The organism is Agromyces sp. NPDC058104 (assembly GCF_042884835.1).
Lineage (GTDB): Bacteria > Actinomycetota > Actinomycetes > Actinomycetales > Microbacteriaceae > Agromyces.
The window spans coordinates 1,618,131-1,643,132 of the sequence record NZ_JBHVTD010000001.1 but is presented as its reverse complement, the minus strand read 5'-3'; the positions used below and the strand labels follow the sequence as shown (position 1 = coordinate 1,643,132).

Here is a 25,002-nt window from a genome sequence, read left to right as displayed (position 1 = left end):
AGACGGTCGGCGCTCCCCCACCGCGGGCTGCGGCGCGCACGAGTTGTTCGGATACTCGGACTTCGGATCGGTGATTACCAGATCGTCACCCGCTCGGCAGGGTCGAGCCAGAGGGCGTCGTCGGCAGTCACTCCGAAGCCAGTGTAGAACTCATCGATGTTGCGGACGATCTGGTTGCACCGGAACTCGTTCGGCGAGTGCGGGTCGATCGCGAGCAGGCGCACCACCTCTTCGTCGCGGCCCTTCATCTGCCAGGCCTGCGCCCACGACAGGAAGAAGCGCTGCGCCGGCGTCAGCCCGTCGATCACGGGCGACTGCGCGACGCTCCCGCCCTGCGACACCACGTACGCCTTCCACGCGATGGCGAGCCCGCCGAGGTCGCCGATGTTCTCGCCGATCGTGAGGGCGCCGTTGACGTGCGGCTCGTCGTCGGAGGCATCCGCCGTCTGCAACTGCGCCGGGACGAGCGCGTCGTACTGCGCGATGAGCGCCTTCGTGCGCTCCTCGAACGCCGCGCGGTCGTCGGCCGTCCACCAGTCGGTGAGGCGCCCGTCGCCGTCGTACTTCGAGCCCTGGTCGTCGAAGCCGTGCCCGATCTCGTGCCCGATGACGGCCCCGATCGCCCCGTAGTTGGCGGCGGCGTCACGGCCGGCGTCGAAGAACGGGTACTGCAGGATCGCCGCGGGGAACACGATCTCGTTGAATCCCGGGTTGTAGTACGCGTTGATCGTCTGCGGCGTCATGAACCACTCGTCGCGGTCGATCGGCTTGCCGATCTTGCCGAGCTCGCGGTTGAACTCGAACTCGGCGGTCGCGCGCACGTTGGCGACGAGGTCGTCGGCCGAGATCTCGAGTGCCGAGTAGTCGCGCCACTTCACGGGGTAGCCGATCTTCGGCGTGAACTTCTCGAGCTTGTCGAGGGCCTTCGCCTTCGTCTCCTCGCCCATCCACTCGAGCGCCTCGATCGACTCGCGGTAGGCGAGCACGAGGTTCGCGACGAGCTCGTCCATCGCCTCCTTCGCGGCGGGCGGGAAGTGCCGCTCGACGTAGATGCGACCGACCGCCTCGCCCATCGCGCCCTCGACGAGCGAGACGCCGCGCTTCCACCGCTCGCGCATCTGCGGGGTGCCGGTGAGGGTGCGGCCGTAGAAGTCGAAGTTCGCCTCGACGAGGTCGCTCGAGAGGTAGGCGGCGTTCGACCGCACGACCTGCCACGCGAGCCAGTCGCGCCATGCCGGGATGCGCTCATCGGTGAGGAGCGCGCCCAGCCCGGCGAGGAACGAGGGCTGGCGCACCACGAGCTCGTCGAACGCTCCGGCGGGCACGCCCATCGCGTCGCGCCAGATCTCGAGGTCGACGGATGCCTCGTCGACGACGCCCTGCCAGGGCTTCAGGTTGTAGGTCTTCTCGCTGTCGCGGGACTCGACGTTGTTCCAGTGCACGGCCGCGATGGCCGACTCGAGCTCGAAGACGCGGGCCGCCCGCTCGGCCGGCTCGTCGAGCTGCGCGAGCCGCAGCATCCGCTCGAGGTGCGAGCGATACGCCTCGCGAACGCTCTCGAAGCGCTCCTCGCGGAAGTAGCTCTCGTCGGGCAGGCCGATGCCGCCCTGCTCGACGAAGACGAGGTAGCGCTCGGGGTCGCCCGGGTCGTTGTCGACGTAGAGCTGGGCGAAGCCCGCGACGCCCTGGCGCTCGAGGCGGCCGAGCGTCTCGAGGAGGCTCGGCACCGAGCTCACGAGCGAGACGTCGACGAGCTGGCCGGCGATGGGCGTGACGCCCAGGAGCTCGGCGCGCTCCTCGTTCATGAAGCTCGAGAAGAGGTCGCCGACCTTGCGCGCCTCGGTGCCCGGCTCGGCCTCCTGCGACTCGTGGATGATGTCGCGCACCGCCTGCTCGGCCTCTTCGTGCAGCTCGATGAACGAGCCGAAGCGCGCCTTGTCGGCCGGGATCTCGGTGCGCTCGATCCATGCGCCGTTCACGTGGCGGAAGAGGTCGTCCTGCGGACGCACCGCCGCATCGAGTTCGTCCTGCTTGATACCGGAGGGGAGCGCGACGTCGGTCATCCCCCCAGCCTAAGCCGGGTGGAACGTGCTTGGATGTTCCCGACATGAACACGCTGCTCAACATCATCTGGCTCGTGCTCTCGGGGATCTGGCTCTTCCTCGGCTACGTGGTCGCCGGCGTCGTGATGTGCGTCCTCATCGTGACGATCCCCTGGGGCATCGCCTCGTTCCGCATCGCGGGGTACGCGCTCTGGCCGTTCGGGCGCACCGTCGTGCAGAAGCCGACCTCGGGCGCCTGGTCGTTCATCGGCAACGTGATCTGGGTGATCCTCGCCGGCTGGTGGCTCGCGCTCGAGCACCTCGTCGCCGGGGTCCTCCTCTGCATCACGATCATCGGCATCCCCCTCGGCATCGCCAACTTCAAGCTCGTGCCCGTCTCGCTCGCGCCGCTCGGCAAGGAGATCGTCGACGCCTGACGGCTCGCTGCGCCTCCGCATCGCGCCGCCGCATCGCGACCTGGGTCCATACCGTTCCGACGCCCGCTCCGCCAGAATGAGCTGAACGGCGTCCCGGGCGGTCGGCGACGCCGGCGCGCGAGAGCGAGGCCGTATGGCACCCGACTGGTCGGCACCGCCGCTCGCGCGCTCGCTCGGCGCCGCCCTCACCGTCATGTTCGTCATCGGCGTGCTGTTCGTCGCGCTCGAGCTCGCGCTGCTCATGCCGATCGCGCCTGAGTTCTGGGTGATCGCGCTCTTCCCGGCCGTCGCGCTCGTCTGGTTCGTCGCGGGCACGATCGCCTGGCGCCGTCGTCCGAGCAGCCGCACCGGGCTCCTCATCTGGGTCGGCGGCGTCACGATCCTCGCGGCGGGCCTGCTCAACACCGGGCTGCCGTTCGGCGTGATCGTCGGCTCCGTCTTCTCCACCGCGATGCTCGCGGTCACGATCCACCTGCTGCTCGCCTTCCCGAGCGGGCGTCTGCCCGACGCCCCGTCACGCGTGATCGTCGTCGCCGCCTACGTCGTCGCCCTCGTGCTGCAGGTGCCGAACTACGTCTTCGGCGCCGGCGTGTTCGCGCCGGGCGTCTCCGCCGACCCCGCCCTGGCGACCGTCGGGGCGGAGGTGCAGCGCTGGACCGGGTTCGCGGTCGTCGCCGCGGCGGCCGCCGTGCTCGCCGGCCGACTGCGCGCCGCCTCGCCCGCCCGCCGCCGCGTGCTCTTCCCGCTCTACGGGTACGGCATCGCCTCGGTCGTGCTCATCCCCCTGATCCCGACCATCCTCAGCGCGGCCCCCATTACGGTGACCGCCGGCGTGCAGCTCGCGCTCATCGCCGGCGTCGCCGTCGCCTTCACGGTGGGCGTGCTCGTCGGCGGCTTCGAACGCACCGCCGAGCTCGAGGAGCTCGCGGCGTGGCTCGGCACCGAGTCGGGCCGCGAGCCGCTGCGCTCGGCCGTCGCGAGGGCACTCGGCGACCCCAGCGTCGAGCTCGTGTACTGGCTGCCCGTGCGCGACGGCTTCGTCGATGAGCGCGGCGTCGGCGTCGACCGGCCCGATCCCGGCGAGCGCGGCTTCGAGGTCATCGAGTCGGCGGGCTCCCCGATCGGCGCGATCGTCTACGACGCCCGCCTCGTGGGCGACCCCTGGCGCGTCCGCGCCGTCGGCCGGGTCGCGGCGATCGCGCTCGCGCGCGAGCGACTGACCACCGAGCTGCGGGCGAGCCAGACGGCGCTGCGGCACTCGCGGGTGCGGCTCGTGGAGGCCGCGGATCGCGAGCGCACGCGCATCGCGAAGGACCTGCACGACGGGCTCCAGGTGCAGCTCGTGCTGCTCGCCCTGGAGGCGGGCGGTCTCGAGGAGGCGGCCCGCGACGACGGCGAGCGCGATCGGGCGATGCGCCTGCGCCGCGGCATCGAGGAGGCGGCCGACGAGCTCCGCCGGCTCGTGCACGACGTCATGCCCTCGGCACTCGTCGAGCGCGGGCTCGTGCTCGCCGCGGAGGACCTCGTCGACCGGATGCCGATTCCGACGACGCTGCACGCCGAAGGGCTCGACGCCGAGCTCGCGCCGACCGTCGCGAACGTGGCCTACTTCGTCGTCGCCGAAGGGCTCGCGAACACCGTCAAGCACGCCCGCGCGGGTTCAGCCTCGGTGCGCCTGGCGCGAGCGGGCGGGGTGCTCACGATCGAGATCGCCGACGACGGCGTCGGCGGCGTCGTGCCGCGAGGCGGCCGCGGCCTCTCCGGTCTCGCCGACCGCATCGACGCGATCGGGGGGCGGATGTCCCTGGAGAGCACGTCGGCCGGGGGCACCCGACTCAGCGCGGAGCTGCCGTGCGGGTCGTGATCGCGGAGGACGAGACCCTGCTCCGGCAGGGCCTCCGACTGCTGCTCGAAGCCGGCGGCTTCGAGGTCGTCGCCGCAGTGCCAGATGCGGAGCTGCTGCTGGAGGCCGTCGAGGAGCACCGCCCCGACCTCGTCATCACCGACATCCGGATGCCGCCGCTCCACCGCGACGAGGGACTTCGCGCGGCCCTCCGGATCCGCCACGAGCACCCCGACATCGCCATCGTCGTGCTCTCGCAGTACGTGCAGCGGCGGTACGCCATCGAGCTGCTGGGCGGCAGAGCGGCGAGCGTCGGCTACCTGCTGAAGCAGCGCATCGCGGACGTCGGCGCGTTCCGAGCCGACCTGCGGCGGGTCTCCGAGGGCGGCACGGCCCTCGACCCCGAAGTGGTGGCGGTGCTGATCTCGCGCGCCGGCCGGGGCGACGGAGTAGTGCGCGGGCTCACCCGCCGGCAGCAGGAGGTGCTCGCCTACATGGCCGAGGGGCGCAGCAACGCCTGGATCGGCCAGCGGCTCGTGCTCACCGAGAAGGCGATCGTGCAGCACACCTCCGGCATCTACGACGCCCTCGGCCTGCCGGTCACCCCCGACGACCACCGCCGGGTGCTCGCGGTGATCCGCTACCTCGACGGAGCCGCGGACTGACCCCCGTTCTGGGTCCCGTGCGTCGCCCGATGGGCGACATGGGTCCATGTCGGTCTCCGGCGGTCGCGGCCAGAGTGAGGAGCATCCCGACCAGCACGACCGGAAGGACACCCCCATGGCTCTGTCGACCTCCGTGCGGATGCGGCACACCGCCGTCGGCGCGGTGCATGCCGCCGACCGCCTCTCCCCCGCGCTCGCGGCGAGCCTCGCCGCGCCGATCTTCGAACGCACGCGCCCGAGCCGCCCGGTGCAGGAGGGCGAGCGGGCGGTGCATCTCGCGGCCTCGCGGCAGCGCCTGCCCCTGCCGCACGGCGACGGCGTGCTCTACGAGTGGGGCTCGGGCGCCCGCACCGTGCTCCTCGTGCACGGATGGCGCGGCCGCGCCTCGCAGTTCGCGCCGATCATCCGCGAGCTGCGCGCCGCCGGATGCCACCTCGTCGCGTTCGACGCGCCCGCCCACGGCGACGCGTCCGGCCGTCGCACCGACATCCGCTCGTGGACCGAGGCCATCAACCGGCTGCACCTGAAGTACGGCCGCTTCGAGGCGATCGTCGGGCACTCGCTCGGCTCGCTCGCGGCGATGGCCGCCGTGCGCGACGGCGTCTCGACCCGAGGCGTCGTCGGGATCGCGCCGATGGCCTCGGGCCGCTACCTCTTCGACGCCTTCGCCGACGGGATGGGCCTCAGTGCCGCCGCGGCCGCCGCGCAGCGCGACCACTACACCCGCCGCGTCTACCCGCACGCGATCGACCCGTGGCAGCGTTTCGACTCGATCGCCGCGCCGCTGCCGCGCGACGTCGGGCTGCTGCTGCTGCACGACCGCGACGACCGCGAGATCGATGCGGCGCAGAGCGAACTGCTGCACGCCGCCCACGGCGACCGGTCGCGGCTGCTGCTCTCGAACGGCTCGGGCCACTCGCGGCTGCTCGCCGCCGACCGCACGCTCGACGCGGTCTCTGCGTTCGTCGACGGCGGCGTCGAGGGCGTCGACCGGCTCGGACACGGCGAGGAGCGCACCGTCACTGCCGCCGCTTGAGCCGGGGCGGGCGGTCGGCGGCCGCGCCTAGGCTTCAAGTGACATGAGCAGCACCGAGACGCCATCGCCCCGCACCGTCGACCGAGACATCCTGCGCCTCGCCGTGCCCGCGCTCGGCGCGCTCATCGCCGAACCGCTGTTCCTGCTCGCCGACACCGCGATGGTCGGCCACCTCGGTGCGACTCCGCTCGCCGGCCTGGGCATCGCGAGCGCGGTGCTGCAGACGATCATCGGGCTCATGGTGTTCCTCGCCTACGCGACGACCCCCGCGGTCGCCCGCAGGGTGGGCACGGGCGACCTCCGCGGCGCGGTCGCCGCGGGCATCGACGGGCTCTGGCTCGCGCTCGGCATCGGCGCGGTGCTCGCGGTCGCGGGCTGGTTCGCGGCGCCCTGGCTGGTCTCGCTCTTCGGGGCGACGAGCGAGGTCGCGGCCGAGGCATCCGTGTACCTCTCGATCTCGATGGCCGGGCTGCCGGCGATGCTCGTCGTGTTCGCCGCGACCGGCCTGCTGCGCGGACTGCAGGATACGCGCACGCCGCTCTGGGTCGCCGGCATCGGCTTCGCCGTCAACATCGTGCTGAACTACCTGTTCATCTACGTCGCCGGGTGGGGCATCGCGGGCTCGGCCGTCGGCACCGTCGTGGCCCAGTGGGGCATGGTCGCGGTCTACCTCGTCGTCGTCGCCCGGCACGCGGCGCGCGCCGGTGCGAGCCCTTGGCCGCACCACGCCGGCGTACTGCGGGGCGCGGTGTCGGGCGGCTGGCTGCTGCTGCGCACGGCGAGCCTGCGCGTCGCCCTGCTGCTCGCGACGTGGGCGGCGACCTCGCTCGGCTCGAACGAACTGGCGGCGTTCCAGGTCGCGATGACGATCTACTTCACCCTCGGTTTCGCCCTCGACGCGCTCGCGATCGCCGCGCAGGCGCTCATCGGCCGCGGGCTCGGCGTGGGCGACGTCGTCGTCGTGCGGCGCATCCTGCGGCGCTGCGTCGAGTGGGGCATCGGCGCCGGCGCGGCGCTCGGGGCGATCCTCGTCGCGACGGCGTGGGTGCTGCCCGGCCTCTTCACGAGCTCCGCCGAGGTAGCCGCCCTGCTGCCGCCCGCGCTCGTGGTGCTGGGCCTCTCGGCGCCGCTCGGCGGCCTCGTCTTCGTGCTCGACGGCGTGCTCATCGGCGCCGGCGACGCCCGGTACCTCGCGTGGACCGGGCTCGTGAACCTCGCCGTCTTCGTGCCGCTCGCGCTCGGCGTCGTCGCGATCGCCCCGCCGGGGGCGGCGGGGCCGGCCTGGCTCATGGCGGCGTTCGCGATCGGCTACCTCGCCGCGCGCGCCGTGACCCTCGGGCTGCGGGCGCGCGGCGACCGCTGGATGATCACCGGCGCGCCCGACTGAGCGGCCGGCCCGTCGGGTCGATTCGACTGCGACGGGCGAGGAGGCCGCGCCGGCTGCGGCTGCTGCTGCGGCTGCTGCTGCTGCGGCTCCGGCTCAGGCCGCGCCGCCTCCGAGCCACTCGCGTGCGGCGCCGACGAGCGCCGCCACCCCGGCGTCGAGCGTGGGGTCGATCACGGGCGCGAAGTACGGCGAGTGGTTCGACGGCAGGTCGTCGGGAAGCCGGCCTGCGGCGAGCGCGACGGGGTCGAAGCGCGCCGGATCGAAGCCTCCGAGGAGCCAGTAGACGAGCGGCGCGCCCGCCGCCGTGGCGAGCACCCCGATATCCTCGCTGCCCGAGACGACGCCCGGGTCGAACACGCGGTCGTCGCCGAGCGCCCCGCGGAGCGCGGCGGCCGTGCGCGCGGAGGCCGCCGGCTCGTTGACCGTGAGCGGGAAACGCTCCTCGAACACGAGCTCGGGCTCGCGCGGTGCGCCCGACGCGGCCGCCTCGCCCTTCGCGATGCGCTCGATCGCGGCGACCACCTTCTCGCGCACCGACTCGTCGAAGGTGCGCACGCTGAGGCCGAGCTTCGCCTCCGCCGGGATGATGTTGTTCTTCGTGCCTGCGTGCAACTGCCCGACGGTCACGACGGCCGAGTCGGTCGCGGCGATCTCGCGCGCGACGATGCCCTGGAGGCGCACGGTGATCGCCGCGGCGAGGAGCACGGGGTCGACGGTCGCCTCGGGCCGCGAACCGTGCCCGCCCGTGCCGTGCACGAGCACCGAGAGCGAGTCGGCCGCGGCCATCGCGGGGCCGGGGCGCAGGCCGACGAAGCCGGCGGGCAGCGGGGCGACGTGCTGGCCGAGCACGACGTCGGGCTTCGGGACGCGGTCGAAGAGCCCGTCGGCGACCATCGCCTCGGCGCCGCCGCCCTGCTCCTCGGCGGGCTGGAAGACCACGACGAGCGTGCCCGACCACTCCGCGCGGCCGGCCGCGAGGCGTTCGGCAGCCCCGAGCAGGCACGTCACGTGCACGTCGTGCCCGCACGCGTGCATCACGGGCACGTCGTTGCCCTCGAGGTCGGTCGATCGCACCGTGCTCGCGTACGGCAGCCCGGTCGCCTCGAGCACCGGCAGTCCGTCCATGTCGGCGCGGAGCAGTACCGTCGGCCCATCGCCGTTCGCCAGGACCCCGGCCACTCCGGTTCCGCCGATGCCCGTCGTGACCTCGTAGCCGAGCGGGCCCAGCGCCTCGGCGACGATGCCGGCGGTGCGATGCTCCTGGAACGAGAGCTCGGGATTGGCGTGCAGGTCGCGGTAGACGGCGGCGAGGTCGAGTGACATGCCGCCAGCCTAGGTCGGCGATGCCGGTTCGCCGCGGAGCACCCGGCCTCAGCGCGCGGGTGCGGCCGTCGTGTCGCCGACGTGGAGCGTGCTCGTGAAGCACACCGACTCGGGCTCCTCGCCCGCGAGCAGCCGCACGACCGCCTCGCCGGCAGCCCGCCCCTTCGCGACGGAGGGCTGCGCGAGCGTGGTCAGGTCGTGCTGGAGGCCGTCGACCCGGATCCCGTCGAAGCCGAGCACGCTGAGCTCCGCGGGCACCGCGATGCCGTACTCCTCCGCGGCGCGGATGACGCCGGCCGCGAGCAGGTCGCTCTGCGCGATGACCGCGGTCGGCCGGGTGGCGGGGTCGGCGAGCACGGCGCGGCCGGCCTCGAGTCCCTCCTCGATCGAGCTCGCTCCGGCGACCTGCACGGGCGCATCGGGGAACACCTCGCGGGCGCCGGCGAGCCGCTCGCGCGTCGTCGCCGCCGTGCCCGCGCGCTCGAGCTCGGGGGTGAGCGCGCCGCGCGTGCGGGGCGCGTCGAAGGGCAGGGTGACGATCGCGACGCGGGTGTGGCCGAGCTCGCGCAAGTACTCGGCGCCCCGTCGGGTCGCCTGCCGGTTGTCGATCGAGATCTCGGGGATGCCGTCGCCGGTCGCCCCCTCGATCGCGACGGCCGGGATGCCCCGTCGTCGGAGCGCATCGACCGACTCGGCCAGGCGCGGGCTGCACCCGATGAGCACGACGGCGTCGACGGGCGCGCTCTCGATGCTCACCGCGTTGTCGCCGGGCTCGCCGGTGTCGGTGAGCAGGAGGAGGCCGGCGCCGAGCGGCGCGATGCCCTCCGTGATGCCGTCGAGCATCTGGATCTTCACCGGATCGAGGAAGGCCGCGCGCACGCGCTCCTCGAGGACGACCCCGACGATGCCCGAGCGGCCGCGGCGCAGCGACCGGGCGCGCGGGTCGGGGCCGCCGTAGCCGAGCTCGGCGGCGGCGTCGAGCACGCGCTGCTTCGTGGCGTCCGACACCGGACCGGAGCCGCTGAACGCGAGCGACGCCGTCGATGCCGAGACGCCGGCGTGCGCGGCGACGTCGGCGAGCGTCGGGCGGGAGACTGCATCGGGCTGCATGCGCCCGATTCTAGGCCGAATCGATTCGAGATCGTCCGTCCCCGTGCGGGTCACGCCCGCTCGGCGATCTCCTTCACCGTCGCGACGAGCGAGTCCCACATGCCCGTCGAGTGCTCGGCCGCCTCGGCGGTCGCGTTGTTGTCCTGGGTGAGCGTGAGCACGGTGGCCCGGCCGTCCTCCTCGAGCGTCCAGGTCAGGGTGTGGTGGTGCTCGGGCACGTCGGCCTCGCCGCTGAGCGGGCTGAAGTGCGTGTGGACGAGCCGCCGCGGGGCGTCCAGCTCGAGCAGGGTGCCATGATCCTCGTACGGCTCGCCCTTCCACACGCCTCGCCAGCGGATCGGCCCGCCGACCGACCACTCGGTCACGAGCTCGGTGCCGAACATGAACTCCCGCGCCGCCTCGGGGTCGGTGATGACCGCCCAGACGCGCTCGCGCGGTGCGTCGATCACGACGCTCGAGGTCGCCTCGTATCCCGTGCCCATGGCTCAGTCCCCTCACTGCGCGTCGCCGTCGGCGCGCGTCCACGGTCTCGCCTCAGGCTACGCCTCAGGCCGTGGCGACCGCCTCGCGTGCCTCGGCGAACGCGGCGACGCAGCGGCGGATCTCGTCCTCGGTGTGCGCGGCCGAGAGCTGCACGCGGATGCGGGCGGCGCCCTTCGGCACCACCGGGTACGAGAACGCCGTGACGAACACGCCGCGCTGCTGGAGCGCGTCGGCGATGCGCGCGGTGAGCGCGGCGTCGCCGAACATGACCGGCACGATCGCGTGCTCGCCGGGCAGCAGCTCGAAGCCCGCGGCATCCATCAGTTCGCGGAACAGCGCCGCGTTCGCGTTCAGGCGGGTGCGCAGCTCGCCCGAGGAGGCGAGGAGCGACAGCGCCTCGATCGTGCCCGCGACGATCGCGGGGGCGAGCGTGTTCGAGAAGAGGTAGGGGCGCGCACGCTGGCGCAGCAGGTCGACGATCTCCTGTCGGGCGGCGACGTACCCGCCGGATGCCCCGCCGAGCGCCTTGCCGAAGGTGCCGGTCGTGATGTCGACCCGGCCCTCGACGCCGCAGTACTCGGGGGTGCCGCGCCCGTGCTCGCCGACGAAGCCGACGGCGTGCGAGTCGTCGACGAAGACGAGCGCGTCGTAGCGCTCGGCGAGGTCGCAGATCTCCTGCAGCGGCGCGATGTAGCCGTCCATCGAGAACACGCCGTCGGTGACGATGACCTTGCGGCGGGCGCCCGCAGCCTCGACGAGACGAGCCTCGAGGTCGGCCATGTCGCGGTTCTTGTAGCGGAACCGCCGCGCCTTCGAGAGGCGGATGCCGTCGATGATCGAGGCGTGGTTGAGCTCGTCGGAGATGATCGCGTCGTCGGGCCCGAACAGGGTCTCGAAGACGCCGCCGTTCGCGTCGAAGCACGACGAGAAGAGGATCGTGTCGTCGTAGCCGAGGAACTCGGACACCCGACGCTCGAGTTCGAGGTGCAGCTCCTGCGTGCCGCAGATGAACCGCACGCTCGCGAGGCCGTACCCCCACTCGTCGAGCCCGCGGTGCGCGGCCGCGACGATGCGCGGGTCGTTCGCGAGGCCGAGGTAGTTGTTGGCGCAGAAGTTCAGCACCTCGCGACCGGCGACCTCGATCTCCGAGGACTGCGGGCCGTGGATGCCGCGCTCGCGCTTGGTGAGGCCCGCGGCCTCGATCTCGTCGAGCTCGGCGCGCAGCTGCGCCTTCACGTCTCCGAACATGTTCAGACCTCCGTCCAGTCGAGGATGACCTTGCCGACGCTTCCCGAGGCGGCCACGTCGAACGCCTCGCGCCAGTCGCGCGCCGCGTAGCGGTCGCTGATGATGGATGCCACGCGCTCCCGCAGCTCCGAGCTGGTCTGCAGCATCGCGCTCATCGAGTTCCACGTCTCGAACATCTCGCGGCCGTAGATGCCCTTGAGCGTCAGCATGTGCGTGACGACCTTGCCCCAGTCGATGGGGAACTCCTGCGCGGGCAGGCCGAGCATCGCGATGCGGCCGCCGTGGTTCATGTTCTCGATCATCTCGGGAAGCGCTTTCGGCGCTCCGCTCATCTCGAACCCGACGTCGAAGCCCTCGCGCATCCCGAGCCGGCCCTGCGCCTCGCGCACCCGCTCCTTCGAGACATCCACGACGTCGTCGGCGCCCATCTGCCGGGCGAGCTCGAGGCGCGCGGGCGAGACGTCCGAGGCGACGATGAAGCGGGCGCCGACGTGACGCGCGACCGCGATCGACATCAGGCCGATCGGGCCGCAGCCGGTGACGAGCACGTCCTCGCCGACGACCGAGAACGCGAGGGCCGTGTGCACGGCGTTGCCGAACGGGTCGAAGATCGCGCCGACCTCGGGGTCGACGGGCGAGTGGTGCACCCACACGTTCTCACCCGGGATGACGATGTACTCGGCGAACGCACCGTCGCGGTGCAGGCCCACGCCGAGCGTACGGATGCACATCTGGCGACGGCCGGCGCGGCAGTTGCGGCACATGCCGCAGACGATGTGGCCCTCGCCCGACACCTTGTCGCCGACCGACACGTCGTGCACCAGCGGGCCGACCTCGACGACCTCGCCGTAGAACTCGTGGCCCGCGATGAGCGGCGTCGCGATCGTCGACGCGGCCCAGTCGTCCCACTTCTCGATGTGCAGGTCGGTGCCGCAGATGCCGGTGCGGAGCACCCGGATCTTCACGTCTGCGGGGCCGGGCTCGGGCTCGGGCCGTTCGACGAACTCGAAACCGGCGCCGGGAGCGGACTTGTACAGGGCCTTCATCGCAGGGTGACTCCATTGTTCGGCGCACGAACCGCTGGGTGCGGCGGCTCATGCGAGAGGTCCGGTGGGTGCGCCGGATGACTCAGCCATCGTACCGGCGCGAAGGGGTGTGCTTCGGGGTGCGGGGCGCGCTCGGGCGAGCCCGGCGAGTCAGGCGACGACGGGCTCGACCTGGCCGGCCTCGAAGTACGCCACGAGGCCGTCGTCGAGCTGCGGCACCTCGAGCGTGCCGGTCTCGCCGCGCAGCGACTCGGTCGCCCTGATCCCGACGGCGACGGCCTCGCGCGCCGCGACGGGCGAGGTCTCCGTGAGCCCGCCGTCCCGCACGAAGCGCAGGAACTCCGCCACGAGCAGCGCGTCGGCCCCGTCGTGGCCGACGTCCTCGGGCGACTCGGGCACGATGAAGGTCTCGTCCGCCGGGGCGGCCCCGTGGTGGCGGCGGTTCCAGAGCCCGACCTCGGAGCCCGAGACGTCCCCGAAGTTCTCGATGCGGCCCTCGGTGCCGATGACCGTGTAGTTGCGCCAGTAGTCGGGCGTGAAGTGGCACTGCTGGTAGCTCGCGAGCACGCCGTTTCCGAGGCGCATGTTCACCATCGAGATGTCCTCGACGTCGATCACCGGGTTGAGGCCGGTCTGCGCCGTCGGCGGCCAGTTGTCGAGGCTGAACCAGTCGCGCATGCGTTCGCCCGAGCGGTCGCGGCGGTCGTCGATGTCGCCGTAGACGCTGAGCGAGCCCATCGCCTGCACCTCGGTCGTGTAGGCGCCCGCGAGCCAGTGGATGACGTCGAGGTCGTGCGCGCCCTTCTGCAGCAGCAGGCCGGTCGTCTTCTCGCGCTCGGCGTGCCAGTCCTTGAAGTAGTAGTCGCCGCCGTTGCCGACGAAGTGACGGCACCAGACCGCCTTGACCTCGCCGATGCGCCCCTCGAGGATGAGCCGGCGCATGAGCAGCACCACCGACATGTGGCGCATGTTGTGGCCGACGTAGAGGCGGGTGCCGGTGCGGCGGGCCGTCTCGAGGATCGCGTCGGCGTCCTCCACGGTCACGGCGAGCGGCTTCTCGCAGAAGACGGGCACGCCCGCCTCGAGCGCCGCGATCGCGACGGGTGCGTGCTGGTGGTCGGGCGTGAGCACCATGACGGCGTCGATTCCGCTCGCGAGCAGTTCGTCGAGCGAGTCGGTGACGGATGCCTCGGGCAGCGCCGCGCGCGCCTCGGCGCGCGAGCGCTCGGAGAGGTCGCAGACGGCCGTCACGCGCGAGCCGCGGCCGGGGCGATGCGCCTCGTTCGCGAGGGTCGAGCGCGCGCCGAAGCCGACGATGCCGATGTTCAGATCCACGGGGTGGTGCTCCTTCAGGTGTTCCGCGTGCGCGGGGTCACGGTGTGCGCGCCGCGCGCGGCGGGGCGTCGAGATCAGTGGAACCGCCGGGCACGAGCGACCAGGCGAACTCGTGCAGCCGGAACTCGTCGTCGGGCTCGAGTGCCCGCGAGACGATGATCTCGGCCTGTCGGCGGTAGAAGTCGGTCGGGCCGACGGTGGTCAGGGTGGGTGCCACGGCCTGGGCGTCGGGGGTGTTGCCGACGCCGATGACGGCGACATCGTGCGGCACCCGCAGCCCGAGCATGTGCGCGGCGTTGATCGCCGCGATCGCCGCGAAGTCGGTCGTCGCGTAGATCGCGGTCGGGCGGTCGTCGCGCGAGAGCAGTGCGGCCGCGGCGGTGAACGCGCTCGCCTGCGTGTTCGCGTACGTCGCGGTGTGCTCGGGCACGACCTCGAGCCCGTGCTCGCGCATGCGCTCGAGGTAGGGGGTGTACCGCGATCCCTCGCCGGCGTGCACGGCGTCCTCGGCCACGAGGCATCCGATCGCGGTGTGCCGTTCGAGGAGGTGGTCCATCGCGAGGTAGCAGCCCGGGATCGCGTCCGAGCGGATCACGTCGTAGCCGTTCGGCTCGAGCGTCTCGCTGAAGACCACGAGGCGCTGCCCGCGCTCGGCGAGGGCCTGCACCTTGCGCTCCGCGTCATCGGTGCCGATCGCGCCGTCGAGGTAGGCGACGTCGCTCTCGACCCGGTCGAGGGCGGCGTACCAGTCGCCGTCGGCGAGGATGAGCGTCGTGAGCCCGTGCCGGTTCGCCTCCTCGTTGACGGCGGCGGCGACGGCCAGCGACCACGGGTCGCTCAGCATGTGCAGCGAGAGCTGCACCGTGTCGCTGCGACCCGTGCGGATCGTGCGGGCGGCGCGGTTCGGCCGGTAGTTCAGCTGTTCGGCCGCATCGAGCACGCGCTTCGCGGTCGCCTCGGCGACCCCCGAGCCGCCGCCGCTGCGACCCGAGAACACGTAGGACACGGTCGCCGTCGACACGCCGGCGAGCTCGGCGACCATGCGCAGCGTCGGGCGCCGTCGGGCGGCGGCGCTGCTGCCCCCGCCGTGACCGGCGTGGCCGTTGCCGTTGCCGTTGCCGAGGTGGCCGTTGCCACCGTTCGCCGCCGAGCCGTCCGTGTTCGTCCGCGCCATCACGTCACCCCTTCGTTCCCGAGAAGGCGATGCCCTGGATGAACTGCTTCTGCAGGATCATGAACGTGATCAGCATGGGCAGCGTCGCCAGCAGTGCGCCCGCCATCAGCACAGGGTAGTCAGTGCCGTGGAGGCCGACGAGCTGCGACAGGCCCACCGAGAGCGGCATCTTCTCGGGGTCGGTCGTGACGACGAGCGGCCACAGCAGGTCGTTCCACGACCACAGCACCGTGAAGACCGTGAGCGCGACGATGCCCGGCTTCGCGAGCGGCACCATGACGCGCCAGAACGTCTGCCACGGGTTGGCGCCGTCGATGCGGGCGGCCTCCTCGAGCTCGGCCGGCATCGACATGAAGAACTGCCGCATGAGGAAGGTGCCGAAGGCGCTGAAGATGCCGGGCACGATGAGCGCCTGCAGCGTGTTCAGCCAGCCGAGGTTCTGGATGATCTCGTACTGCGGCAGCAGGTAGAGCTGCGAGGGCACCATGAGCACCGAGAGGAACAGCACGAAGACCACGTTCCGGCCGCGGAACGGGATGCGCGCGAAGGCGTAGCCCGCCATCGTGCAGAGCACCACCTGGCCGACGGTGCGGCCGACGGTGAGCAGCACCGAGTTGAGGAACATCTGCCCGAACGGCATCGAGTCGAAGACCTCGGCGAAGTTCGTGAACACCCACGGGTCGGGGATGACGACGGGCGGCACCTGCACGGAGTCCTGGAACGTCTTGAAGGCGGTGAGGGCCTGCCAGACGAACGGGAAGACCATCAGGATCGCCCCGCCGGCGAGCAGGAGGTGGACGAGCCAGTGGCTCCGCTTGCGCGAGCCACGGGCGGCGGATGCCCCGCGCCCGGGTTCGCTCGCGGCATCCGCGCCGGTCATCGCCCTGGTGTCGAGGGAGAGGTCACTCATAGTGCACCCACTTCTTCTGCAGGCGGAACTGCACGACCGTCAGGATGAGGATGATGATGAGGAGCAGGAACGCGATCGCCGCCGCGTAGCCCTTCTCGTTGTCGATGAACCCCGCCTGGTAGAAGAGATAGACGATCGTGCGGGTGTTCGGCATCGCCGGGTTCGACTGGCCGAGCATCATGTAGATGAGGTCGAACACCTGCAGCGCGCCGATGACGCTGATCACGCTGACGAAGAAGATGCTCGGGCTCAGCAGCGGGATGGTGATCGAGAAGAACTTGCGGACCGGGCCGGCGCCGTCGAGGTCGGCGGCCTCCATGACCGTGTCGGGGATCCCCTGGAGGCCCGCGAGGAAGATGACGATGTTCGTGCCGAGGCCCGCCCAGATGCCGACCACGGCGATGGCGACGAGCGCGGTGCTCGGGTCGGTGAGCCAGCTCTTGCCCTCGATGCCGAAGACCCCGAGCACCTCGTTGAGCACGCCGTAGTCGCCGTTGTAGATCATGCGCCAGACGAGCGCGATCGCGGCCGGCATCGTGACGACCGGGATGAAGTAGAGGGTGCGGTAGACACCGCGGCCGCGGAGGCCGGTCGTGTTCAGCAGCGCCGCGATGGCGACCGCGAGCGGGATGCCGACGAGTGCGATGACGGTGTACAGCGCGGTGTTGCGGAGGGCCCCGAGCAGCTCGGGGTCCTGGAAGAGGCGCACGTAGTTGTCGAGGCCGACGAACTCGGAGCCCCCGAAGGGGCCCGACTCGGTGAACGACATGAAGAAGGTGCGCACGGTCGGCCACAGGTAGAAGGCGAGCAGGCCCGCGGCCGTCGGGCCGATGAACAGCAGCGCCCACCAGGGCGACTGGCCGGGCCCGCGCCCGCGCCGCCGCCCCCGCCCGGGGGCGGCGGCGAGCCGCCCCCGGTCGAGTTCGGAGATCGGCGCGCTCGCGCGCTGCGCGATCAGGTCGGTCATGGCGTTACTCCGACTCCGCGTCGAGCGCCGCCTGCATCTCGGTGGCGAGCTGCTGGAGTCCGTCCTTCGGCGAGACGGATCCGGCCCAGATCTGCGAGAGGATCTCGCTCTCGATCGAGTTCCACGCGGCGGTGTTCTTCGAGACGGGGTAGGCGACCGCCGTGTCGAGCGCGTCGATGTAGACCTGGAGGTCGTACTGCGGGAGCGCGTCGACCCAGGCCTGCTGCTTGCCCTCGAACGCCGGGATGACGGTGCCCGAGTCGGCCATGATGTCGGACGCGGCCTCGCCGCTCGCGAAGGCGGCGAACTCCTTGGCGAGGTCGACGTGCTCGCTCTTCGCGTTCACGACGTTCGCGAGGCCGTGGATGACGCTCTGGTTGCCCTCGGCACCGGCGGCGAGCGGGGCGACGTTCACCTTGTCGGCGATGTCGGGGTTGTCGGCGTAGGCGCCGGCGGCCCACGAGCCGTTCTGGAACATCGCCACCTTGCCCGAGAAGAAGAGGTCCTCGGGATTGGTGTCGGTCATCTGCTGCGCGGTGGGCGACGAGCCCGCGGCGATGAGGTCGGTCCAGAGCTCGATGCCCGCGAGCGCCTCGGGGCTGCCGTAGCCCGACTCGGTGCCGTCGGCGCTGATGACCTCGCCGCCGGCCTGCGCGATCGAGTTGTAGTAGTTCTCCTGGCCGAACTGCGAGGCGGCGATGCCGTACTGCCCCTTCGCGGGGTCGGTGAGCTTCGCGGCGGTCGCCTCGAGGTCCTCCCACGTCCAGCCGGCCTCGGGGTAGGCCACGCCGGCGGCGTCGAAGAGCTCCTTGTTGTACCAGAGGCCGACGGTGTCGAAGTCCTTCGGGGCGCCGTAGAGCGCGCCGTCGTAGGTGTAGAGGTCGACGAGGCCCTGCGGGTAGTCGGCGGGGTCGATGCCCTGGTCGTCGAGCGGGGCGAGCACGCCGTTCGAGGCGTAGAGCTGGAAGTTCGGGCCGTTCATCCAGAAGACATCGGGGGCCGAGCCGCCCGAGACCGAGGTCTGGAGCTTCGTGAAGTACTCCTTGTACGGCGTGGTGACGAGCTTGACGGTGACCTCGGGGTGCTCCTCCGTGAATGCGGCGGCGATCTCCTTCATCGCGGCCTCCTGCTTCTGGTCCCAGACGCCGTACTCGAGCGTGACGGCCTCGCCGTCGCCCGAGGCCGAACCCGAGTCGCTGCAGGCGCTGAGCGCGAGTGCGGCCGTGGCGGCGAGCGCCACCGCGGCGGCCCCGCGACGGGTGATTGCACTTCGAAGCATCCGATCCTCCTTTGGATCTGTCTCTTGGTGGGGGTCGGCGGTGCTGCGCCCGCCGGAATGTTAATCGTTTAGCTAAACGATTAACACGTGACTGTAGCCGGGGAGCCCCGGCGACGCAAGCGTCAGCCCGAAAGCGCGGACGAACGGTCCATCTCGTCGCGCCACCGCCGGCGGGCCAAGGTCAGCTCGTCGACGACTGCAGGGTGCTCGTCGCGCACGTCGCGCTGCTCCGCCGGGTCGGCGAGGAGGTCGACGAGGCGCAGTCCGTCGCCGGGCTCGGTGTGCTCGACGCGGCGGATCTCCTCCGCGTGCGACGAGCCCGGCTCGACCCAGCTGAGCTTCCAGCGCCCCTGGCGCACCGACCACTGCCAGCGGCAGTCCCAGTGCAGCTCGTCGCGGACGGGACCGTCGTCCCCGCGCAGATAGGCGCGGAGGTCGCGGCCATCGAGGCCGTCGACGTCGCCACCCGCCGCGGCGAGCGCGGTCGCCGCGATGTCCATCGAGCTGACGAGGCCGTCCCGGAGGGCTCCGCCGGGAAGCTCGGCCGGCCAGCGGACGAGGAACGGCACCCTGATGCCGCCCTCGTAGAGCGTGTACTTCGACCCGCGGAGCGGCGCGTTCACGCCGTAGTTGCACTGGGAGCCGCCGTTGTCGGTCGTGTAGACGACGATCGTGTCGTCGCCGACGCCCCGTTCGTCGAGCAGTGCGAGCAGGCGACCGATCTGCCGGTCCATCAGCTCGAGCTGGGCGAGGTAGTACGCCCGCCCGTTCGGCAGGTTCGGGCTGATCGCCCCGTCGTACCAGTCGAGGTACTCCGAGGCCCCGGGGTACCAGTCGTCGAACTTCGGCAGCCCGCGCGCCTCGAGCTCCTCGTCGGGCAGCTGCCAGCAGAAGTTGTGCACCGCGTTGAAGGCGACCATCGCGAAGAACGGCCGCTCGTCGTCGTCCGCGATGAAGGCCGCGGCGCGATCGGCGATCTCGTCGGTGAGGAACCGCTCGACCTCGACCGGCTCGCCGCCCGCCGACAGCGGCTGCACGGCCATGGCCTTCGCGGCATCGCCGTAGTCGGCGACCGCGTCACCGGAGTGGCGAAGGTAGTTCAGGCGGCCCATCGACAGCCCGGCGAGTCCGTAGAAGCTGTCGTCGAAGCCGTGCATCGGCGGCGTGCCGCGATCACCCTCGCGCTCTGCGCCGTAGTGCACCTTGCCGTAGTAGCCGGTGCGGTAGCCGACGTCGCGCAGGCGTTCGGCGAGCGAGGGATGCTCGGGGCCCGCCATCGAGGAGTCGTCGAACCAGTGGGCGCCCCAGCGCTGCTGGTACGCCCCGGCGATGAGCCCCGCACGCGAGGGCGAGCACACGGGAGCGGTGACATACGCCTCCTCGCAGCCGACCCCCTCGGCGGCGAGCCGGTCGAGCGCGGGGGTGCGCACCTGGGGATCGATGCCGAGCGCCGACCGGTCGGCGTAACCGTGGTCGTCGGACACGATGAGGAGGATGTTGGGCCGTCGCCGCGCCGCTCCCCCGCCGTCGTGACCCGCCTCGCTGCCCACCGCTGCCATCGCACTCTCCCTCGAGTCACCTTGTTAATCGATTAGCAATCGACGATAGCCGCCGCCCGCCCACGCGGCAAGCGCGATGCCGGATGCGGATCCGCGCGAGCTCGGCTACAGTGATCGAATCGATTCGACTCCCGGATCGGGACCACTGGACATCGCACGAGGACGACATGGCAGAACAGACCGACGGCGGGCGCTCCACGCGCGGCACCGCCGCCCGCCCCACGCGCGAGCTCGTCGCCTGGCGCAACGCCGTCTTCGCGATCTTCTTCCTCTCGGGGCTCGGCATGGCGAGCTGGGTCGCGCGCATCCCCGCGATCCGCGACGACACCGGGCTCAGCACGCAGGGGGTCGGCCTCGTCATCCTCGCCTCCTCGGCCGGCGCCGTGCTCGGACTCGTCGCCGCACCTTGGCTGCTCGCCCGGCTCGGCGCGCGCCTCGGCATGATCGGCGCGCTCGTGACCGTCTCGGTCGGGCTCGTGTTCACCGGCATCGGCGGCTCCGCGCTCCTCCCCTCGGTGCCGCTCGTGGTCATCGGCCTCGCGCTCTTCGGCTTCGGCAACGGCGCGGTCGACGTGATGATGAACGTCGAGGGCGCCGAGGCCGAGCGCGAGATCGGCCGCACCGTCATGCCGCTCATGCACGCCTTCTTCTCGTTCGGCACGGTCGCCGGAGCGGGCGTCGCCGCGGCGGCCTCCGCGGCCGCCGTGCCGGTGTCGATCCACCTCCTGGGCATCGCACTCGGCATCGCCGTCGCCATCTTCGTGGCCGTGCGCTACGTTCCCCTGCGAGCCGAGGTCGGCGACGACACCCATGCCGACGCGCCCCGCCCGCCGTTCGCCGAGCGCCTCAGGGCGAACCTGGCGGTCTGGGGCGATGTGCGCCTGCTGCTCATCGGGGTCATCATGCTCGGGATGTCGTTCGCCGAGGGCTCGGCCAACGACTGGCTCGCCCTCGCCGTCGTCGACGGCCACGGCTTCGACCCCACCTTCGGCGCGATCATGTTCGGCGTGTTCACGGTCTCGATCACGGCCGCCCGCGTCGTCGGCGGGCCGGTCCTCGACCGGTACGGACGAGTGCCCGTGCTGCGCGTGCTCGCGGTCGTCGGCATCATCGGACTCTCGCTCTTCATCTTCGGCACCGAGACCTGGATGCTCGTGATCGGCACCGTGCTCTGGGGCGTCGGCTCCTCGCTCGGGTTCCCCGTGGGCATGTCGGCCGCCGCCGACCACCCGACCGACTCGGCGGCGCGCGTCAGCGCGGTGGCGATCATCGGCTACTGCGCCTTCCTCACGGGCCCGCCGCTGCTCGGGTTCATCGGCCAGCAGTTCGGCATCCTGAATGCGCTGCTCGTCATCCTCGTGCTGCTCGTGCTCTCGTTCCTCGCGGCCCCGGCCGCGCGCGAGCGCAGCCGCACCTCGGTCGCGGGCGACGGCCACGGCCACGGCCACGGCCACGAGGCATCCGACCGCACGTAGACTCGACGGGTGCGTCTCGTCATCGCCCGCTGCTCCGTCGACTACGCGGGGCGGCTCCAAGCCCACCTCCCGCTCGCCACCCGCCTGCTCATGGTGAAGGGCGACGGCAGCTTGCTGGTGCACTCCGACGGCGGCAGCTACAAGCCCCTCAACTGGATGAGCCCGCCCTGCACGCTCGCGACGGCCGAGCCCGACGACGAGCAGCGCGAGGCCGGCATCGTCGAGCTCTGGACGGTGACGCACAAGAAGACCGCCGACCGGCTCATCGTCTCGATCCACGAGGTGCTGCACGACTCGGCGCACGAGCTCGGCATCGACCCGGGCCTCCAGAAGGACGGCGTGGAGGCGCACCTCCAGAAGCTGCTCGCCGAGCAGATCGAACTGCTCGGCGACGGGCACCGGCTGGTGCGTCGCGAGTACATGACGGCGATCGGCCCGGTCGACATCCTCGCGACGGATGCCTCGGGCGCGAGCGTCGCCGTCGAGCTGAAGCGGCGCGGCGACATCGACGGCGTCGAGCAGCTGACCCGGTACCTCGAGCTCATGAACCGCGACCCGTTGCTCGCGCCGGTCACGGGCGTCTTCGCCGCGCAGGAGATCAAGCCGCAGGCGCGCACGCTCGCCGAAGACCGGGGCATCCGCTGCCTCGTGCTCGACTACGACGCGATGCGCGGCGTCGACGACGACCACTCGCGGCTGTTCTAGGCAGGGGCCCCGCGGTCGGCGCTCGACCCGGCGCGCAGCGACTGGATGCCCGCTGCGGGTTCGCTGAGCCCTGCCGTAATTCGAGCATCGCTCGCATTCTCGCCCCCTAGGATGTCACGGTGACTTCCCCGACGCTCTCCCCCACGCGTACGTGGTCGGCCGTGCTGTTCGACCTCGACGGCACCATCATCGACTCCGCGACCGACATCACGGGCTCGCTCGCGCACATGTTCACCGAGATGGGCCTGCCCGTGCCGTCCGACGAGACGCTGCGCGCCTATGTCGGGCCGCCACTGCTCGACAGCCTCCGCATGACCGCCGGCTTCTCCGACGCCGAGGCCTGGGAGGCGCTCAACGTCTACCGCGACCACTACGGCCAGCACGTGCTGCGCTCGCCCGTCTTCCCCGGCGTCGCCGGGGTGCTCGAGCGGCTGCACGCCGCCGGCGTGCCGGTCGCCCTCGCCACCTCGAAGCCCGAGCGCATGGCGCGCGAGGTGCTCGACCACGCCGGCCTCAGCCGGTACTTCACCGTCATCACCGGGGCGAGCGACGACGAGTCGCGCAGCACCAAGGCCGACGTCGTCGCCGAGGCGCTCCGCCGCCTGCAGTCGCAGGGCATCGACACCGCGAACTCCGTCATGGTCGGCGACCGCGGCTACGACACGCTCGGCGCCCTCGCCAACGGCGTGCCGACGATCCTCGTCGAATGGGGCTACGGCTCGCCGGCCGAGGCGGGCGACGCGATGGCCGTCGTGCACTCGGCCGACCAGCTCCGGTCGATGCTGCTCGGCTGATCGCTCGGCGGCGGCCCGCAGACCGGGCCGCCGGCCGAATCGGGCGCGTCGTTCAGGCGGCGCCGGGCACGAACAGCCGCCGGATCACGCGGCCGTCGGCGAGCGCGTCGAGGCTCTCGTTGATCTCGTCGAGCGGCACCGTGTCGGTGTGCAGCAGCTCCATCGGCAGGCGCCCGGCGCGCCACAGCTCGACGTAGCGGGCGATGTCGCGCGCGGGCGAGGCGTCGCCCATGTACGAGCCGAGCAGCCGCTTGCCCGCGCCGGCGAACTGGAGCGCGGGCACCGCGAGCTCCTGCTCGGGGTGCGGCAGCCCGACCGAGACGAGCGCGCCGCCGCGGGCGAGCAGCTCGAGGCACGCGGCCATGACGCGGGCGCTGCCGACGGCCTCGATCGCGACGTCGACCCCGCCGTCGGTGAGGCCCTCGACGAGCTCCGCGGCGCCGTCGGGCGTCGCGACCGCGTCCGCACCCGCCCGGAGCGCGAGCTCGTGCTTGTCGGTGTTCGGGTCGACGGCGATGACGGTCACGTCGTCGACCTGCGCAGCAGCCATCACGGCGGCGAGGCCGACGGCGCCGAGACCGAAGACGATCACCGACTGCCCGGGCCGCACCTCCGCGGTGTTGAAGACGGCACCCATGCCGGTGAGCGCGGCGCAGCCGAACATCGCCGCGATGTCGAACGGCACGTCGCGATCGATGACGACGAGCGACTCCGCCGCGACGACGGCGCGCTCGGCGAATGCCGACACTCCGAGGTGATGGTGCACCGGGTCGCCGGCCGCATCGGCGAGCACGGACGGCCCGTGCAGCAGCTCGCCCGAACCGTTGGCCTCGGCCGCGCGCGAGCACAGCGCCGGCCGTGCGGAGCGGCACTCTCGGCAGGCCCCGCAGCTCGGCACGAAGACCAGCACGACGTGATCGCCGACCGCGACGCCATCGACTCCGTCGCCGACCGCCTCGACGACGCCCGCGGCTTCGTGGCCGAGCGCCATCGGGAGCGGGCGGGGTCGTGAGCCGTTCACGACGGAGAGGTCGGAGTGGCAGAGACTCGCGCGCTCGATCCGCACGCCGACCTCGCCGGCGCGGGGCGCAGCGAGGGCGAGCGGCTCGATGCCGAGAGGGCGGCTCGCCGCGTAGGGCCGTGCCGCGCCCTGCTCCCTGAGGACCGCGCTACGCATCCGCGGCCTCGCGGTACCGCTCGATCACCCGGTCGGCGAGCAGCGGGATGATCCGGCCGACGCCGATGCGCTGGAAGTGCTCGGACTCGCGGTGCGCCGCGAACCCCGCCTCGTCGTCGTAGCGCTCGAGGATGACGATCTCGTCGGGGTTCGCCACCCCCCGGTAGTAGTCGTAGGCGCGGTTCGCCGGCTCGGTGCGGCTCGCCTCTGCAAGCTCGCCGAGCAGTGCGAGCACGGCGTCGGTCTCACCGGGCAGCGGGAAGTAGCGGGCGATGACCTGGAACTGGGGTGAGGACACGTGGGTCTCCTGTCGAGTGGGAGCAGCAGGGTTGCGGGAGCGACGGAGCCCCGTGGCCGAGCAGCGGCCACGGGGCATCCGGTCAGCGCCTGGTGATCGACCAAAGCTCGACGTCGCTCGTCGAGACGGCCTTCGCCCCGCCCTTGAGCGCGGCGACCACGTCGTCGCGGCTCTGCACGAAGCCGGCTGCGACGTACGGCGTGAGTTCGGCGAGCTCCTGCTGCTTGATGTAGGGGATGACCGGCCACGGCATGAGCTGCACGAGGTGCGGCCGGTTCTGCCGCACCGCGTTGGTGCTGCGCGGCAGCGTCGACCGGTCGGTGATGAAGACCTTCTGCATGGTCACCATGCCGAGCTGGTTCGCCTTCTGGATGAGCATCGTGCGCGTGGTGATGAGCCCCGGCGTGCCGATCTTGCGCAAGTACTCGACGCCGCCGCGGTCCTGTGCGAGACCGTCGCTGTTGTCGATGTTCACGAAGACGAACTTGCCCGCAGACGAGAGCGTCGACACGATGCCCTCGAGGTCGGGGAGCGCCACGTTCGCGGCGATCGCGACCTGGCATGGGCCGGCGAGGAACGCCTCGACCGACTCCGTGCCGTAGAGCGAGGCGACGACGGGATTCCGATAGAGACGCTCGTCGAGCGAGCGCGGAAACTCCAGCACGTTCACCGCATTCCTGCCCTCGTCTGCGGACTCGTTCATCGCAGG

23 protein-coding genes are annotated in these 25,002 nt (G+C 71.9%); 8 read left to right on the top strand and 15 right to left on the bottom strand.

Features of this window, described 5'->3' with window-relative positions; all coding sequences use genetic code 11:
* Positions 1 to 74: 74 nt before the first annotated feature.
* Positions 75 to 2,063: a M13 family metallopeptidase gene (locus ACFVTH_RS07790; RefSeq protein WP_387088625.1), complete on the bottom strand. Its 1,989-nt coding sequence runs from the start codon at positions 2,061 to 2,063 to the stop codon at positions 75 to 77.
* Positions 2,064 to 2,107: 44 nt separating this feature from the next.
* Between ACFVTH_RS07790 and ACFVTH_RS07785 the strand changes: the two genes are divergently transcribed.
* The 5 genes from ACFVTH_RS07785 to ACFVTH_RS07765 all read left to right on the top strand — a co-directional run bounded on the left by ACFVTH_RS07785 (position 2,108) and on the right by ACFVTH_RS07765 (position 7,410).
* Entirely contained in the window at positions 2,108 to 2,479 is a 372-nt protein-coding gene (locus tag ACFVTH_RS07785; RefSeq protein ID WP_386941520.1) for a YccF domain-containing protein, read from the top strand.
* Between the two features lie 133 nt (positions 2,480 to 2,612).
* On the top strand, positions 2,613 to 4,343 hold the full coding sequence (locus tag ACFVTH_RS07780; RefSeq protein WP_387088622.1) for a sensor histidine kinase: 1,731 nt from the start codon (positions 2,613 to 2,615) through the stop codon (positions 4,341 to 4,343).
* Complete coding sequence (locus ACFVTH_RS07775) at positions 4,331 to 4,987, top strand: response regulator (protein WP_387088618.1); 657 nt, start codon at positions 4,331 to 4,333, stop codon at positions 4,985 to 4,987. Before ACFVTH_RS07780 ends, ACFVTH_RS07775 begins: the two co-directional genes overlap by 13 nt.
* A gap of 115 nt (positions 4,988 to 5,102) precedes the next feature.
* On the top strand, positions 5,103 to 6,023 hold the full coding sequence (locus ACFVTH_RS07770; RefSeq protein ID WP_387088615.1) for an alpha/beta fold hydrolase: 921 nt from the start codon (positions 5,103 to 5,105) through the stop codon (positions 6,021 to 6,023).
* A 43-nt stretch (positions 6,024 to 6,066) separates the two neighbouring features.
* A complete protein-coding gene (locus ACFVTH_RS07765) occupies positions 6,067 to 7,410 on the top strand; it encodes an MATE family efflux transporter (protein ID WP_387088612.1) in 1,344 nt (447 codons plus the stop codon).
* A gap of 93 nt (positions 7,411 to 7,503) precedes the next feature.
* Here the strand turns inward: ACFVTH_RS07765 and ACFVTH_RS07760 are convergent, their stop codons facing one another.
* The 11 genes from ACFVTH_RS07760 to ACFVTH_RS07710 form a co-directional block, all read right to left on the bottom strand.
* On the bottom strand, positions 7,504 to 8,733 hold the full coding sequence (locus ACFVTH_RS07760) for an amidohydrolase (RefSeq protein ID WP_387088609.1): 1,230 nt from the start codon (positions 8,731 to 8,733) through the stop codon (positions 7,504 to 7,506).
* 48 nt (positions 8,734 to 8,781) lie between these two features.
* On the bottom strand, positions 8,782 to 9,843 hold the full coding sequence (locus ACFVTH_RS07755) for a LacI family DNA-binding transcriptional regulator (protein WP_387088607.1): 1,062 nt from the start codon (positions 9,841 to 9,843) through the stop codon (positions 8,782 to 8,784).
* A 50-nt stretch (positions 9,844 to 9,893) separates the two neighbouring features.
* Complete coding sequence (locus ACFVTH_RS07750) at positions 9,894 to 10,325, bottom strand: SRPBCC domain-containing protein (RefSeq protein ID WP_387088604.1); 432 nt, start codon at positions 10,323 to 10,325, stop codon at positions 9,894 to 9,896.
* 64 nt (positions 10,326 to 10,389) lie between these two features.
* A complete protein-coding gene (locus tag ACFVTH_RS07745; RefSeq protein ID WP_387088601.1) occupies positions 10,390 to 11,574 on the bottom strand; it encodes a glycine C-acetyltransferase in 1,185 nt (394 codons plus the stop codon).
* Between the two features lie 2 nt (positions 11,575 to 11,576).
* The gene (gene tdh, locus ACFVTH_RS07740; RefSeq protein WP_387088598.1) at positions 11,577 to 12,620 is read right to left on the bottom strand and encodes an L-threonine 3-dehydrogenase; all 1,044 of its coding nucleotides are present in this window, start codon (positions 12,618 to 12,620) and stop codon (positions 11,577 to 11,579) included.
* 150 nt (positions 12,621 to 12,770) lie between these two features.
* Complete coding sequence (locus tag ACFVTH_RS07735) at positions 12,771 to 13,955, bottom strand: Gfo/Idh/MocA family protein (RefSeq protein WP_387088595.1); 1,185 nt, start codon at positions 13,953 to 13,955, stop codon at positions 12,771 to 12,773.
* Between the two features lie 37 nt (positions 13,956 to 13,992).
* Entirely contained in the window at positions 13,993 to 15,129 is a 1,137-nt protein-coding gene (locus ACFVTH_RS07730) for a LacI family DNA-binding transcriptional regulator (protein ID WP_387088592.1), read from the bottom strand.
* A 4-nt stretch (positions 15,130 to 15,133) separates the two neighbouring features.
* Complete coding sequence (locus ACFVTH_RS07725; RefSeq protein ID WP_387088588.1) at positions 15,134 to 16,039, bottom strand: carbohydrate ABC transporter permease; 906 nt, start codon at positions 16,037 to 16,039, stop codon at positions 15,134 to 15,136.
* Positions 16,032 to 17,006 (bottom strand): carbohydrate ABC transporter permease, encoded by a 975-nt coding sequence (locus ACFVTH_RS07720; RefSeq protein WP_387088585.1) that lies wholly within the window; start codon positions 17,004 to 17,006, stop codon positions 16,032 to 16,034. The genes ACFVTH_RS07725 and ACFVTH_RS07720 overlap by 8 nt, the downstream gene beginning before the upstream one ends.
* Before the next feature lie 4 nt (positions 17,007 to 17,010).
* Positions 17,011 to 18,285, bottom strand: a complete 1,275-nt coding sequence (locus ACFVTH_RS07715; RefSeq protein ID WP_387088582.1) for an ABC transporter substrate-binding protein — start codon at positions 18,283 to 18,285, stop codon at positions 17,011 to 17,013.
* Between the two features lie 122 nt (positions 18,286 to 18,407).
* A complete protein-coding gene (locus ACFVTH_RS07710; RefSeq protein ID WP_387088579.1) occupies positions 18,408 to 19,844 on the bottom strand; it encodes a sulfatase in 1,437 nt (478 codons plus the stop codon).
* A gap of 167 nt (positions 19,845 to 20,011) precedes the next feature.
* Here ACFVTH_RS07710 and ACFVTH_RS07705 point away from each other — a divergent pair, with 167 nt between their 5' ends.
* The 3 genes from ACFVTH_RS07705 (at position 20,012) to ACFVTH_RS07695 (ending at position 22,818) form a co-directional block, all read left to right on the top strand.
* Positions 20,012 to 21,319 carry an MFS transporter gene (locus ACFVTH_RS07705; RefSeq protein WP_387088576.1) on the top strand — a complete coding sequence of 436 codons (1,308 nt, stop codon included), beginning with the start codon at positions 20,012 to 20,014 and terminating at the stop codon, positions 21,317 to 21,319.
* 9 nt (positions 21,320 to 21,328) lie between these two features.
* Positions 21,329 to 22,024, top strand: coding sequence for an endonuclease NucS (gene nucS, locus ACFVTH_RS07700; protein WP_387088573.1), 696 nt, complete (start codon positions 21,329 to 21,331; stop codon positions 22,022 to 22,024).
* A gap of 119 nt (positions 22,025 to 22,143) precedes the next feature.
* Positions 22,144 to 22,818 carry an HAD hydrolase-like protein gene (locus tag ACFVTH_RS07695; protein ID WP_387088571.1) on the top strand — a complete coding sequence of 225 codons (675 nt, stop codon included), beginning with the start codon at positions 22,144 to 22,146 and terminating at the stop codon, positions 22,816 to 22,818.
* A gap of 52 nt (positions 22,819 to 22,870) precedes the next feature.
* On the opposite strand, the gene ACFVTH_RS07690 is transcribed toward ACFVTH_RS07695, so the two are convergent.
* The 3 genes from ACFVTH_RS07690 to ACFVTH_RS07680 form a co-directional block, all read right to left on the bottom strand.
* Complete coding sequence (locus ACFVTH_RS07690; protein WP_387088568.1) at positions 22,871 to 23,995, bottom strand: alcohol dehydrogenase catalytic domain-containing protein; 1,125 nt, start codon at positions 23,993 to 23,995, stop codon at positions 22,871 to 22,873.
* Positions 23,988 to 24,293 (bottom strand): putative quinol monooxygenase, encoded by a 306-nt coding sequence (locus tag ACFVTH_RS07685; RefSeq protein WP_387088565.1) that lies wholly within the window; start codon positions 24,291 to 24,293, stop codon positions 23,988 to 23,990. The genes ACFVTH_RS07690 and ACFVTH_RS07685 overlap by 8 nt, the downstream gene beginning before the upstream one ends.
* 82 nt (positions 24,294 to 24,375) lie before the next feature.
* A complete protein-coding gene (locus ACFVTH_RS07680; RefSeq protein WP_387088563.1) occupies positions 24,376 to 24,996 on the bottom strand; it encodes a glycerol-3-phosphate responsive antiterminator in 621 nt (206 codons plus the stop codon).
* Positions 24,997 to 25,002: the final 6 nt, after the last annotated feature.